Source organism: Metapseudomonas phytobenefica, from assembly GCF_043392685.1.
GTDB lineage: Bacteria > Pseudomonadota > Gammaproteobacteria > Pseudomonadales > Pseudomonadaceae > Metapseudomonas.
In genome coordinates this window covers 42821-55785 of record NZ_JBHZGM010000033.1, presented here as the reverse complement: position 1 = coordinate 55785, position 12965 = coordinate 42821, and the positions used below count along the sequence as shown (strand labels likewise).

Below are 12965 nucleotides of genomic sequence, written 5' to 3'. Positions count from 1 at the left end.
GAGGACATGGCGCCCGCTTCGTTGATGCCTTCCTCGAGGATCTGGCCCTTCTTGTCCTCGCGGTAGAACATCACCTGGTCCTTGTCGACCGGCTCGTAGAGCTGGCCCACGGACGAGTAGATGCCCAACTGGCGGAACATGCCTTCCATACCGAAGGTACGGGCTTCGTCCGGGATGATCGGGACGATACGCTGGCCCAGTTCCTTGTCCTTGACCAGTTGCGCGAGGACGCGCACGAAGGCCATGGTGGTGGAGATTTCACGGTCGCCCGAGCCGTCGAGGATGGCCTTGAGGGTGTCCAGCGGCGGGGTCGGGATGCTGAAGCTGTTGACGCGGCGCTGCGGCACGTAGCCACCCAGGGCGGCGCGGCGCTCGTGCAGGTACTTGTACTCGGCGCTGCCTTCCTGCGGACGGAAGAACGGCAGCTTTTCCAGGTCTGCGTCGTTGACCGGAATGTCGAAGCGGTCGCGGAACTGCTTCAGGCTCTCGACGTCGACCTTCTTGGTGTTGTGGGCGGTGTTCTTCGCTTCGCCCGCACCGGTGCCGTAACCCTTGATGGTCTTGGCCAGGATGACGGTGGGCTGGCCCTTGTGGTTGACCGCCTGGTGGTAGGCCGCATAGACCTTGTAGGGGTCGTGGCCGCCACGGTTGAGCTTCCAGATCTCGTCGTCGGACAGGTCCTTGACCATCTCCTTGAGTTCCGGGGTGTTGAAGAAGTGCTCACGGACGTAGGCACCGTCCTTGGCCTTGTAGTTCTGGTATTCGCCGTCGACCACTTCGTCCATGCGACGCTGCAGGGCGCCGTGGGTGTCCTTGGCGAACAGCGGATCCCAGAAGCGGCCCCAGACCACCTTGTTCACGTTCCACTGGGCGCCACGGAAGACGCCTTCCAGTTCCTGGATGATCTTGCCGTTGCCGCGAACCGGGCCGTCGAGGCGCTGCAGGTTGCAGTTGATGACGAAGATCAGGTTGTCCAGCTTCTCGCGGCCGGCCAGGGAAATGGCACCGAGGGATTCCGGCTCGTCGCACTCGCCGTCACCCATGAAGCACCAGACCTTCTGCTTGCCGGCGGGAATGAAGCCGCGGCTTTCCAGGTACTTCATGAAGCGCGCCTGGTAGATCGCCTGGATCGGGCCGAGGCCCATGGACACGGTGGGGAACTGCCAGAAGTCCGGCATCAGCCAGGGGTGCGGATAGGAGGACAGGCCCTTGCCGTCCACTTCCTGGCGGAAGTTGACCATCTGCTCTTCGCTGATGCGGCCTTCCATGAAGGCGCGGGCGTAGATGCCGGGGGAGGCGTGGCCTTGATAGAAGATCAGGTCGCCGCCGTGTTCTTCGGTGGGCGCCTGGAAGAAATAGTTGAAGCCGATGTCGTAGAGAGTTGCCGAGGAAGCGAAGCTGGAGATGTGACCGCCCAGATCCGGGTCGTTCAGGTTGGTGCGCATCACCATCGCCAGCGCGTTCCAGCGAACCATCGAGCGGATGCGGCGTTCCATGAACAGGTCGCCGGGCATACGCGCTTCGTGGGTCACCGGAATGGTGTTGCGGTACGGGGTGGTGGTGGCGTAGGGCAGTTGCGTGCCGCTGCGGGTAGCCAGCTCACCCATGCGGGTCAGCAGGTAGTGCGCGCGGTCTTCGCCTTCTTTGTCGAGTACGGACTCCAGGGAATCCAGCCATTCCTGGGTTTCGACGGGATCGAGGTCTTGCATGGCTTGCTCCAGGGCGGAAAGGCTTCCAGAATCGGATGCCAGTGGTCACGGCCGGCCTTGTGGGGCGGCCGCGGCGAAATTCTTGTTACCGGGGGTAGAACCGGGCTCGTGTAGTTTTACTACAAATCGACGAAGGTTTCAGCACTCTGGATACAATCTTTCGTAGTAAAACTACAGAATTTGCGGTGCGGTCGGCTGAAATCCCCGTTCTAGAGCCTTTCCGGCACCGCTGCGCCAGCTGCAAAACCAGCCTGGGTCCGCAGCCCAAAAAGGATAGACCATGAGCCTGCCGTCGCTGGCCGCCCTGCCGGCCAACCTTCAGCCCAGTGCCGATCGGGCGCTGTCTGCCTTCCGCATTTCCCTCTCCGAACAGCATCAGGACTTCGAAAACTGGCCCGACGAACGGCAGCAGGCCTTCAGTCGAGTCACAGCCGCCAGCGATTTCGTCGCGGAGCAGGCCCAGCGCGATCCGGCGATGCTGCTGGCGCTGGCTGCTTCCGGTGAACTGGAGCGGTCACTGGCGCCCGACGAGTTGCGCGCCCAGATCGCGGAACTGCTGGACGACTGCATAGAAGAAGATGACCTCGGCCATCGCCTGCGCCGCTATCGCAACCGCCAGCAGCTGCGCATCATCTGGCGCGACCTGACCCGGCAGGCCGATCTCGCGGAAACCTGCCGCGACCTGTCCGATCTGGCAGATGCCTGCATCGACCTCGCCTACCACTGGCTCTATAGCCGCCATTGCACCCAGTTCGGCACCCCCATCGGCCGGCGTTCCGGCCAGCCCCAGCATCTGGTGGTGCTGGGCATGGGCAAGCTGGGCGCCCATGAACTGAACCTGTCCTCGGACATCGACCTGATCTTCGGCTACCCCGAAGGGGGCGAGACCGAAGGCGCCAAGCGAGCCCTGGATAACCAGGAATTCTTCACTCGCCTTGGCCAGCGGCTGATCAAGGCGCTGGACGTCATCACGGTGGACGGCTTCGTCTTCCGCGTGGACATGCGCCTGCGTCCTTACGGCTCTTCGGGGCCGCTGGTGTTCAGCTTCAATGCCCTGGAGCAGTACTACCAGGACCAGGGGCGCGACTGGGAACGCTACGCCATGATCAAGGCGCGGGTGGTGGGCGGCGACCAGGCCGCCGGCGCCCAGTTGCTGCAGATGCTGCGTCCCTTCGTCTATCGCCGCTACCTGGACTTCTCTGCCATCGAGGCGCTGCGTTCGATGAAGCAGCTGATCCAGCAGGAAGTGCGGCGCAAGGGCATGACCGAGAACGTCAAGCTCGGCTCCGGCGGCATTCGCGAGGTGGAGTTCATCGCCCAGGCCTTCCAGCTGATTCACGGTGGCCGTGACCTCAGCCTGCAGCAGCGCCCTCTGCTCTCCGTGCTGGATACCCTCGCAGGCCAGGGGTACCTGCCGCCGCCCGTGGTGGCGGAATTGAAGGAGGGCTACGAATTCCTCCGCTACACCGAACACGCCCTGCAGGCCATCGCCGACCGTCAGACCCAGATGCTGCCGGACGACGACCTGGACCGCGCCCGCGTGGCCTTCATCATGGGCTTCGATGACTGGGCGGCCTTCCTCGAACGCCTGATGTACTGGCGCGGACGTGTCGAATGGCACTTCCAGCAGGTGATCGCCGACCCGGATGAAGAAGAAGGCAGCGACGGCGCAGGTAGCAGCGGTGGCGAATGGCTGCCGCTCTGGGAGGAGGCGCTGGATGAGGAGTCCGCCTGCCGCCAGCTCGGAGAAGCCGGCTTCGTCGAGCCGTCGGTTGCCTGGCGCCGCCTCACCGACCTGCGCCATGGCCCCCAGGTGCGCGCCATGCAGCGCCTCGGCCGTGAGCGGCTGGATGCCTTCATTCCGCGGCTGCTGAATCTCACCGTGGAACACCGCAATCCCGACCTGGTGCTGGAAAGGGTCCTGCCCATGGTGGAAAGGGTGGCGCGGCGCTCCGCCTATCTGGTGCTGCTGACCGAGAATCCCGGCGCCCTGCAGCGCCTGATCGAGCTTTGCGCCGCCAGCCCCTGGGTCGCCGAGCAGATCACCCGCTTCCCGCTGCTGCTGGACGAACTGCTCAATGAGGGGCGACTCTATCGTCCGCCGCTGGCGCCGGAGCTGGCGGCCGAGTTGCGCGAGCGCCTGACGCGCATTCCCGAGGACGACCTGGAACAGCAGATGGAGGCCCTGCGCCATTTCAAGCTGGCCCACAGCCTTCGTGTAGCCGCCTCGGAAATCGCCGGCACCTTGCCCCTGATGAAGGTGAGCGACTACCTGACCTGGCTGGCCGAGGCGATCCTCGACCAGGTGCTGGCGCTGTCCTGGCGCCAGACCGTGGCCAAGTACGGTGCGCCCAAGCGCGTCGATGGCAGTCTGTGCAACCCGGATTTCGTCATCGTCGGCTACGGCAAGGTGGGCGGTCTGGAGTTCGGTCACGGCTCCGACCTGGATCTGGTGTTCATCCACGATGGCGACCCCCAGGCCGAAACCGATGGCGCCAAGCCCATCGATGGCGCGCAGTTCTTCACTCGCCTTGGGCAGCGCATCATCCACCTGCTGACCACCCAGACCACCTCCGGTGCCCTGTATGACGTCGACATGCGCTTGCGTCCGTCCGGCGCAGCGGGGCTGCTGGTCAGTTCACTCGGCGCATTCCAGCGTTATCAGGAGAACGAGGCCTGGACCTGGGAGCACCAGGCGCTGGTGCGTGCGCGGGTGCTGGTGGGATCGCCGCGGGTGACCGCAGCCTTCGAACAGGTGCGCCTGGCGGTGCTCGGCCGCGAGCGCGATCTGCCCAAGCTGCGAGCCGAGGTGAGCGAGATGCGCGCCAAGATGCGCGATAACCTCGGCACTCGCGAAACCGCTGCCGGCACTGCTGCCAATGCCTTCGAGGCCGCGGCGGCCTTCGATCTGAAGCAGGATGCGGGCGGTATCGTCGATATCGAATTTATGGTGCAATATGCGGCCCTGGCCTGGTCGCGACAGCACCCCGAGCTGGTGCGTTACACCGATAACATCCGGATTCTGGATGGCCTGGAGCAGGCGAAACTGCTGTCCGGCGACGACGTACGCCTGCTGCAGGAAGCCTATAAAGCCTATCGTTCAGCGGCTCACCGCCAAGCCCTGCAGAAGCAGCCCGGTGTGGTGAGCGGGGATCAGTTCCATGCAGAGCGCCAAGGCGTGATGCGGATCTGGCGCGAGTTGGGCCTGAACTGACCCGACTGGCTGAACCAATCGAATTCTTGAGGAGCTGGCAATATGTCGATGGCCGATCGTGATGGCGTGATCTGGTATGACGGCGAACTGGTGCCGTGGCGCGAAGCAACCACCCACGTCCTGACCCACACCCTGCATTACGGCATGGGCGTGTTCGAAGGCGTGCGCGCCTACAACACCCCGGGCGGCACCGCCATCTTCCGTCTGCAGGCCCACACCGACCGCCTGTTCGACTCGGCTCACATCTTCAATATGGAGATTCCGTTCTCCAAGGATGAGATCAACGAAGCCCAGCGCGCCGCGGTCCGTGAAAACGGTTTGGACAGCGCCTACCTGCGCCCGATGGTGTTCTTCGGCAGCGAAGGCATGGGTCTGCGCGCCTCCGGCCTGAAGGTCCACGTGATCGTCGCCGCCTGGCACTGGGGCGCCTACATGGGCGAAGAGGCCCTGGTGAACGGCATCAAGGTGCGTACCAGCTCCTTCACCCGCCACCACGTCAACATCTCCATGACCCGCGCCAAGGCCAACGGCAACTACATCAACTCGATGCTGGCCCTGCAGGAAGCCATCTCCGGCGGTGCTGACGAAGCCATGCTGCTGGACCCGGAAGGCTACGTGGCCGAGGGCTCGGGCGAGAACATCTTCCTGGTCAAGGACGGCGTGGTCTACACCCCGGAAGTGACCTCCTGCCTGAACGGCATCACCCGTAGCACCGTCCTGACCCTGGCAGGCGAGCTGGGCATCAAGGTGGTGGAAAAGCGCATCACCCGCGACGAGGTGTACATCGCTGACGAGGCCTTCTTCACCGGTACCGCCGCTGAAGTCACCCCGATCCGCGAAGTGGATGGCCGCAAGATCGGCATCGGCCGCCGTGGTCCGGTGACCGAGAAGCTTCAAAAAGCCTACTTCGACCTGGTGACCGGCAAGACTTCCGCTCACGCCGAGTGGCGTACCCTGGTCAAGTAAACCGACTGAGCTGAACGCGGCAAGCCGCAAGCTGCAAGTGGTACCCACTGCTTGGAGCTTGCGGCTTGTCGCTTGAGGCTTGAAGCTGCCCTTTATGAAAATTCTGATCGTAGGACCCTCCTGGGTCGGCGACATGGTGATGGCGCAGACACTCTTCCAGTGCCTGAAGACCCGCCATCCCGACTGCGAGATCGACGTGCTGGCTCCTGAATGGAGCCGGCCCATCCTCGAACGCATGCCCGAAGTGCGCCAGGCGCTGAGTTTCCCCATCGGCCATGGCGTGCTGGACATCGCCAGCCGGCGCAAGATCGGCAAGTCCCTGGTGGGGCGGTACGATCAGGCGATCCTCCTGCCCAACTCGCTGAAGTCGGCGCTGGTGCCCTGGTTTGCCGATATTCCCAAGCGCACCGGCTGGAAGGGAGAGATGCGCTATGGCCTGCTGAACGACATTCGCGTCCTCGACAAACAGCGCTACCCGCTGATGATCGAGCGCTTCATGGCGCTGGCCTTCGAGCCCGATGCGGATCTGCCCAAGCCCTACCCGCGGCCGTCGCTGCGGATCGACCCGGCCAGCCGTGAAACAGCCCTGGTCAAGTTTGGTCTGGGCCTCGACCGCCCCGTGCTGGCGCTCTGCCCCGGGGCGGAGTTCGGCGAGGCCAAGCGCTGGCCCGCTGAGCACTATGCCAAGGTGGCCGAGCTGAAGATACGCGCCGGCTGGCAGGTCTGGCTGTTCGGTTCGAAGAACGACCATCCCGGCGGCGAAGACATCCGCATGCGGCTGATTCCGGGTTTGCGCGAGGAAGCGGTGAACCTGGCCGGCGAGACCAGCCTGGCCGAAGCCATCGACCTGATGTCCTGCGCCGGCGCCGTGGTGTCCAACGACTCCGGGCTGATGCACGTGGCCGCCGCGCTGGGGCGCCCGCTGGTCGCCGTCTACGGCTCGACCTCACCGCAGTTCACCCCGCCGCTGGCCGAGCAGGTTGAAATCGTCCGCCTTGGCCTGGAATGCAGCCCCTGCTTCGAGCGCACCTGCCGCTTCGGCCACTACAACTGCCTGCGCGAGCTCAAGCCGCGCCCGGTGGTCGACGCCCTGGACCGCCTGGCGCCGGACCCGCTCGAACTGGTGGAGAGTCGCTGAGTGCGGGTATTGCTGATCAAGACCTCTTCCCTGGGCGATGTCATTCATACCCTGCCGGCGCTGACCGATGCGGCGCGGGCGATTCCCGACATCCAGTTCGACTGGGTAGTCGAGGAAGGATTCGCCGAGATTCCCGCCTGGCACCCGGCAGTGGCACATGTGATCCCGGTGGCCATCCGCCGCTGGCGCAAGAACCTCTGGCAAACCCTTCGCAGCGGCGAGTGGCGTCGCTTCAAGCGCCGCCTGCGGGAAGGCCGCTACGACCTGGTGATCGACGCCCAGGGCCTGCTGAAAAGCGCCCTGCTGACGCGCTACACCAAAGCGCCGGTGGTCGGCCTGGATCGCGATTCCGCCCGCGAGCCGCTGGCCAGCCGCTTCTACGACCGCCGCTACCCGGTGGCCTGGGGGCAGCACGCCGTCGAGCGCATACGCCAACTGTTCGCCCAGGCCCTGGATTATCCGCTGCCGGAGGGCGTGGGCAACTACGGCCTGAACCGTGCGCAACTGGCCGACGCCCCGAGCGGTGCGCCCTACCTGCTGTTCCTCCATGGCACCACCTGGGAGACCAAGCACTGGCCGGAGCAATACTGGCGCGAACTTGCCGAACGGGCCTGCGACCACGGCTGGCACGTGCGCCTGCCCTGGGGCAATCCGACCGAGAAGGCGCGCGCCGAACGCATCGCCGAAGGCTTGGAAAAGGCCGCGGTACTCCCCAGGTTATCCCTGGCGGGAATGGCCAAGGTGGTAGCCGGTGCGCGTGCCTGTGTGGCGGTGGACACCGGTCTGGGCCATCTGGCGGCTGCGCTGGACGTGCCGACCCTGTCGCTCTACGGCCCGACCAATCCGGGTTTCACCGGGGCCTATGGGCGCTCGCAGATCCATCTGGGCAGCGACTTTCCCTGTGCGCCGTGCCTGAAGAAGACCTGCGCCTACAAGCCGACGGCGGAGGACCTGCGCCTGTTCGACCTGGACCGCGAACGGCCACTGTGCTTCACCCGGCTGAATCCGCAGCGCGTGGCGACCCAGCTGGAAGCCCTGCTGCTGACCGAGGATATTCACTGATGCAACTGGCATTCGTGCTCTACAAGTACTTCCCCTTCGGCGGCCTGCAACGTGATTTCATGCGAATCGCCCTGGAGTGCCAGCGCCGTGGGCATGCCGTTCGTGTCTACACCATGATCTGGGAAGGTGAAGTTCCAGAAGGCTTCGAAGTCCTGATCGCTCCGGTCAAGGCGCTGTTCAACCACAAGCGCAACGAGAAATTCACCGCCTGGGTCGAGGCCGACCTGGCGCGCCGTCCGGTGGACCGTGTGGTCGGCTTCAACAAGATGCCGGGCCTGGATGTCTACTACGCCGCCGATCCCTGCTTCGAGGACAAGGCGCAGACCCTGCGCAACGGCCTCTATCGCCGCTGGGGCCGTTACAAGCACTTCTCCGACTACGAGCGCGCGGTGTTCGCGCCCGAGTCGAAGACTGAAGTGCTGATGATTTCCGAGGTGCAGCAGCCGCTGTTCGTCAGGCATTACGCGACGCCGTCCAGGCGCTTCCACCTGCTGCCGCCGGGCATCGCTGCGGATCGCCGCGCACCGGCCAACGCTGCTGACATCCGCGCCGAGTTCCGCCATGAGTTCAAGCTGGGCGACGACGACCTGCTGCTGGTGCAGATCGGTTCGGGCTTCAAGACCAAGGGCCTGGACCGCAGCCTCAAGGCCGTGGCCGCGCTGCCCCGCGAGCTGAAGAAACGCACCCGGCTGATCGTCATCGGCCAGGACGATCCCAAGCCATTCCTGCTGCAGATGAAGGCCCTGGGCATCTCCGATCAGGTGGACATCCTCAAGGGGCGCAGCGACATCCCGCGCTTCCTGCTGGGCGCCGACCTGCTGATCCATCCCGCCTACAACGAAAACACCGGCACTGTGCTGCTCGAGGCCCTGGTGGCCGGCCTGCCGGTGCTGGTCACCGACGTCTGCGGTTACGCGCATTACATCGCCGAAGCCGACAGCGGCCGCGTGCTGCCCAGTCCCTTCGAGCAGGACGCACTCAACCAGACACTGGCCGGCATGCTCGCCGACGCCGCCGCCCGCGCGCGCTGGAGCGCCAACGGCCTGGCCTTCGCCGACAGCGCCGACCTCTACAGCATGCCGCAGCACGCGGCGGACGTGATCCTCGCGGAGCGCCCATGAAGCTTGTCCTGAAGCCCCCGTTCGAGCGCCTCTGGGCCGGACGCGACGCCTTTGTCGAGGTAGAAGCGCTCAAAGGCGAGGTCTACCGCGAGCTGGAAGGGCGTCGAACCCTGCGCACCGAGGTGGATGGCGAGGGGTATTTCGTCAAGATCCATCGCGGCATCGGCTGGGGCGAGATCGTCAAGAACCTGCTCACCGCCAAGGCGCCGGTGCTGGGCGCCGGCCAGGAGTGGGCGGCGATCCAGCGCCTGCACGAGGCGGGCGTGCCCACCATGACCGCCGTGGCCTTCGGCGAGCGCGGCTGCAATCCGGCCAGCCAGCACTCCTTCATCATCACCGAAGAGCTGGCGCCCACCATCAGCCTCGAGGATTTCTGCGTCGACTGGCCGCGCAATCCGCCGCCGGTGCGGTTGAAGTGGGCGCTGATCGACGAAGTCGCGCGCATGACCGGCACCATGCACCGTGCCGGGGTCAACCACCGTGACTGCTACATCTGCCACTTCCTGCTGCACACGGACCGGCCGGTAACCGCCGATGACTTCAGGCTGTCGCTGATCGACCTGCATCGTGCGCAGACCCGCGCAGCCACGCCCAGGCGCTGGCGCGACAAGGACCTGGCCGGGCTGTATTTCTCGGCGCTGAACATCGGCCTGACCCGGCGCGACAAGCTGCGCTTCCTCAAGGCCTACTTCCGCCAGCCGCTGCGCCAGGTGCTCAAGGAAGAAATCGGCCTGCTGGCCTGGCTCGAGCAGAAGGCCGCGCGCCTGCTCTCGCGCTATGAGCGCAAATACGCCGGGGGAGGGGAGGCGTGAGCCAATGGAAACTGGCTGAGGGGCTGGACGCAGGGGTTGCCGAGCTGTTCGCCGATCTGGACAAGGTCTTCGCCCTGCAAGGCGACTGGATCACCGGCGATCCATTGTCCGAAGTGCTGCGGGTGGAGCACCGTGGGGTGCGCTACTACGTCAAGCGCTACTGGGGGGCGGGCAAGGGCTTGCGCCGCTGGTTCGGCCGGCCACGGGTCAAGGCCGAATGGCAGAACCTCAGGTACTTCGCCAAATGGGGTATTCCTACCGCCCCCGTGGTGGGCTGGGGGCAGGAGCGTAGTGGCGGCGCCTTCCACCGTGGCGCCCTGATCACCCGGGAGCTCAAGGGTACTGTTGACCTGGCGGAAATGGCCAGGAACGGCGATCCGCGCCTGGCCGATCCGCGCTGGGTCGACAATGTCAGCCGGCAATTGGCGAAGGCCACCCGCTGCCTGCACCAGCACCACTTCGCCCACAACGACCTGAAGTGGCGCAACCTGCTGGTGAATGAGGCGGGCGAGCTGTTCCTGATCGACTGCCCGACCGGCGCCTTCTGGTGGGGGCCGTTCCTGCAATACCGGGTCATCAAGGACCTGGCCTGCCTGGACAAGGTTGCCAAGTACCATCTCAGCCGCAGCCAGCGCCTGCGCTTCTACCTGCAATATCGGGATCAAACGCGCCTGCAGGACGGCGACAAGCGTCGGGTGCGGCAGATCCTCAAGTTTTTCGAGGGACGCGAATGAGCGACTTCATCGCGGCGGAGGATCGCGAAATCCTCGCCCGTCATGGACTGGACAGTTTCGACTCGCTCTGGGCATTGCACCTGGAAGCGGTGGACGAACCCAATACCGGCCGCGGCGGCTGGAGCAGCGTGTTCCGCCTGGATCTGGGCGATGCGGCCTACTACCTCAAGCGTCAGAGCAACTTCCTCAGTCGCAGCGTGCTCAGGCCCTTCGGCGAGCCGACCTTCGCTCGCGAGTTCCGCAATATCCGGCGCTACGAGGCGTTGGGGGTTCCGGCTCTGCAGGCCGCGTTCTTCGGCACCCGGCTGGTCGGCGGGGAGCGTCGCGCGATCCTGGTTTCCCGCGCCCTGGACGGCTGGCGCGAGCTGGCTGCCACGTTTGAGCAGTGGGGCGGGATGAGCGCCGGACAACGCTCGGCGATCATCGAGGCGGTAGCAGGACTCGCCCGGCGCCTCCACGCTGCGGGGCAGGTGCACGGTTGCTTCTATCCCAAACACGTCTTCCTGCGGGAAACCCCGTCCGGTTACGAGGCCTGCCTGATCGACCTGGAGAAGACCCGGCCATTGCTGCTGGGGCGCAGGGACCGGGTCAAGGACCTGGAAACCCTGGTGCGTAGGGCCGACGCCTGGGGCGAGGCCGAAGTGCGCGAGCTGCTGGCCGGCTACCTGCAACGTCCGCAGGATTCGGCGCAGGTCAACGACTGGCTGGCGCGTCTGGCCAGCCGCCGCCGCAGCAAGGAAGGTGCGCGATGACCCTGGCCGAACTTGCCCGCGCGGGGCGTACCCCGCAACTTCCCGTTCAGCTCGACGTGGCTGGCGGACTCGAGCTGCAGAGCCTGCTGCGGGTGCTGCCCGGGCAGCGCTACGTCGGCGTGGCCCTGTGGCAGGGGCGTAAGGTGTTGGCCAAGCTGCTGGTCGGCGGCAAGGCCGAGCGGCACTTCCAGCGCGAGCTTGCCGGCACGCGCGCCCTGTATGGGCAGGGCATCGATTCCCCGGCGTTGCTGGGCGAGGGCTATCAGGCGGGGCTGGGCGGCTGGTTGCTGTTCGAGTACCTGGAATCGGCGGAAAGCCTCTGGGATGCCTGGCGCAAGGTCGAATCTGATGCACCGTTGTCCGACGGCCAGCAGGAAGTGCTGGGCGAGGCCCTTGGCGCCATCGCACGCCTGCATCTGGTGGGCCTCGCCCAGGAAGACCTGCACCTGGACAACCTGCTCCGCCACGGCGGCAAGCTGCAGGTAATCGACGGTGGCGGCATCCGCGCCGAAACGCCCGGAAGCCCGCTGCCGCGCGACAAGGTCATGGCCAACCTGGGGGTTTTCTTCGCCCAGTTGCCGGCGGAGCTGGACCCCTTCCTGGAAGAACTGCTGGTGCAATACCTGCTGGTCAATGGCGAGCACGCCCTGCCGCTGGAGGCGCTGGAAAAGGAAATCGCCCGGATGCGGCGCTGGCGCCTTGGCGACTACATGAAGAAGATCACCCGCGATTGCAGCCTGTTCAGCGTGACTGACGGCGCATTCGGCCTGCGCGCGGTCCGTCGCGAAGCTGAAGCAGGCCTGGAGGGATTGCTGCAGGCGCCGGATGCTGCGCTGGAGCAGGGGCGCTCGCTGAAGGAAGGCGCCACCGCGACGGTGGCCGAGGTTACCCACGGTGGCCGCAAGTTGCTGGTCAAGCGTTACAACATCAAGGGGCTGGTGCACTGGCTGACGCGTTTCTGGCGTCCGAGCCGCGCCTGGCACAGTTGGCGCGAAGGCAATCGCCTCGAGTTCCTCGGCATTGCCACGCCGCGTCCGCTGGCCGTGATCGAACGGCGTTTCCTCTGGCTGCGCAGCCGCTCCTACCTGATTACCGAATATCTCTCCGGGCAAGATATAATCGCGCGTTTTCAACCCTATCTGGACGACCCGGATGGGGCTGGTGCACCACCTGAAGCCGAGCTCCAGGCCCTCGATCGCCTGTTCGCCGCGCTGATCCGCGAGCGCATCAGCCATGGCGATTTCAAGGGCTACAACCTGTTCTGGCAGGACGGCCGCTGGACCCTGATCGACCTCGATGCCGTTTGCCAGCATCGCAGCGAACGCAGCTTCGCCCGGGCCTATGCCCGCGACCGCGCGCGTTTCTTGCGGAACTGGCCGGCCGAATCGACGCTGCACCAGCTACTGGATAAACGATTACCGCAGGTGCCGGGCACCTGCCCTGAAAGAGGCTAACCC

Annotated in this window: 10 protein-coding genes; 9 read left to right on the top strand and 1 reads right to left on the bottom strand. The window is 65.5% G+C overall.

Features of this window, described 5'->3' with window-relative positions; translation table 11 throughout:
* On the bottom strand, nt 1-1709 hold a 1709-nt coding region (gene aceE / locus ACFW0B_RS21595; RefSeq protein WP_449151020.1), incomplete at its 3' end, for a pyruvate dehydrogenase (acetyl-transferring), homodimeric type.
* A gap of 280 nt (nt 1710-1989) precedes the next feature.
* Here aceE and glnE point away from each other — a divergent pair.
* The 9 genes from glnE (at nt 1990) to ACFW0B_RS21550 (ending at nt 12962) form a co-directional block, all read left to right on the top strand.
* Entirely contained in the window at nt 1990-4923 is a 2934-nt protein-coding gene (glnE, locus tag ACFW0B_RS21590; RefSeq protein WP_449151019.1) for a bifunctional [glutamate--ammonia ligase]-adenylyl-L-tyrosine phosphorylase/[glutamate--ammonia-ligase] adenylyltransferase, read from the top strand.
* A gap of 42 nt (nt 4924-4965) precedes the next feature.
* Nucleotides 4966-5889, top strand: coding sequence for a branched-chain amino acid transaminase (locus tag ACFW0B_RS21585; protein WP_449151018.1), 924 nt, complete (start codon nt 4966-4968; stop codon nt 5887-5889).
* A 94-nt stretch (nt 5890-5983) separates the two neighbouring features.
* A complete protein-coding gene (gene waaF, locus ACFW0B_RS21580; protein ID WP_449151017.1) occupies nt 5984-7027 on the top strand; it encodes a lipopolysaccharide heptosyltransferase II in 1044 nt (347 codons plus the stop codon).
* Nucleotides 7028-8089, top strand: coding sequence for a lipopolysaccharide heptosyltransferase I (gene waaC, locus ACFW0B_RS21575; RefSeq protein WP_449151016.1), 1062 nt, complete (start codon nt 7028-7030; stop codon nt 8087-8089).
* A complete protein-coding gene (locus tag ACFW0B_RS21570) occupies nt 8089-9210 on the top strand; it encodes a glycosyltransferase family 4 protein (protein WP_449151015.1) in 1122 nt (373 codons plus the stop codon). The genes waaC and ACFW0B_RS21570 overlap by 1 nt, the downstream gene beginning before the upstream one ends.
* On the top strand, nt 9207-10022 hold the full coding sequence (gene rfaP, locus ACFW0B_RS21565; protein ID WP_449151014.1) for a lipopolysaccharide core heptose(I) kinase RfaP: 816 nt from the start codon (nt 9207-9209) through the stop codon (nt 10020-10022). The genes ACFW0B_RS21570 and rfaP overlap by 4 nt, the downstream gene beginning before the upstream one ends.
* Nucleotides 10019-10756, top strand: coding sequence for a lipopolysaccharide kinase InaA family protein (locus tag ACFW0B_RS21560; RefSeq protein WP_449151013.1), 738 nt, complete (start codon nt 10019-10021; stop codon nt 10754-10756). The genes rfaP and ACFW0B_RS21560 overlap by 4 nt, the downstream gene beginning before the upstream one ends.
* Nucleotides 10753-11508 (top strand): lipopolysaccharide kinase InaA family protein, encoded by a 756-nt coding sequence (locus tag ACFW0B_RS21555; RefSeq protein WP_449151012.1) that lies wholly within the window; start codon nt 10753-10755, stop codon nt 11506-11508. The genes ACFW0B_RS21560 and ACFW0B_RS21555 overlap by 4 nt, the downstream gene beginning before the upstream one ends.
* Entirely contained in the window at nt 11505-12962 is a 1458-nt protein-coding gene (locus ACFW0B_RS21550; protein WP_449151011.1) for a lipopolysaccharide kinase InaA family protein, read from the top strand. Before ACFW0B_RS21555 ends, ACFW0B_RS21550 begins: the two co-directional genes overlap by 4 nt.
* Nucleotides 12963-12965 lie beyond the last annotated feature (3 nt).

Excerpts from the sequence above, each read along its gene's own strand:
- glnE (WP_449151019.1), top strand. The coding sequence starts at position 1,990 with ATGAGCCTGCCGTCGCTGGCCGCCCTGCCGGCCAACCTTCAGCCCAGT.
- ACFW0B_RS21585 (WP_449151018.1), top strand. The coding sequence starts at position 4,966 with ATGTCGATGGCCGATCGTGATGGCGTGATCTGGTATGACGGCGAACTG.
- waaF (WP_449151017.1), top strand. The coding sequence starts at position 5,984 with ATGAAAATTCTGATCGTAGGACCCTCCTGGGTCGGCGACATGGTGATG.
- ACFW0B_RS21570 (WP_449151015.1), top strand. The coding sequence starts at position 8,089 with ATGCAACTGGCATTCGTGCTCTACAAGTACTTCCCCTTCGGCGGCCTG.
- rfaP (WP_449151014.1), top strand. The coding sequence starts at position 9,207 with ATGAAGCTTGTCCTGAAGCCCCCGTTCGAGCGCCTCTGGGCCGGACGC.
- ACFW0B_RS21555 (WP_449151012.1), top strand. The coding sequence starts at position 10,753 with ATGAGCGACTTCATCGCGGCGGAGGATCGCGAAATCCTCGCCCGTCAT.
- ACFW0B_RS21550 (WP_449151011.1), top strand. The coding sequence starts at position 11,505 with ATGACCCTGGCCGAACTTGCCCGCGCGGGGCGTACCCCGCAACTTCCC.